The organism is Pseudoalteromonas sp. P1-7a, assembly GCF_001401855.1.
In the GTDB taxonomy this organism is placed as follows: domain Bacteria; phylum Pseudomonadota; class Gammaproteobacteria; order Enterobacterales; family Alteromonadaceae; genus Pseudoalteromonas.
In genome coordinates, this window is the sequence record NZ_LKDU01000153.1 from 1 (window position 1) to 233 (window position 233).

Genomic DNA, 233 nt, shown 5'->3' on the forward strand with positions numbered 1-233 from the left:
AGTGGTGGAGGGAGCTGGATTCGAACCAGCGAAGGCTGAGCCGTCAGATTTACAGTCTGATCCCTTTGGCCGCTCGGGAACCCCTCCACACTATTTTGTTACATTTTTTTGTTACATTTGGCCCCACTTAACTTAGCGGTAAGAAAAGTGGTGGAGGGAGCTGGATTCGAACCAGCGAAGGCTGAGCCGTCAGATTTACAGTCTGATCCCTTTGGCCGCTCGGGAACCCCTCC

2 tRNA genes are annotated in these 233 nt (G+C 52.8%); both read right to left on the reverse strand.

Annotation, left to right across the window (positions count from 1 at the left end):
* Positions 1-2: 2 nt before the first annotated feature.
* Positions 3-87: transfer RNA gene (locus AN389_RS19900), tRNA-Tyr, on the reverse strand.
* Between the two features lie 61 nt (positions 88-148).
* Positions 149-233, reverse strand: a tRNA-Tyr gene (locus AN389_RS19905).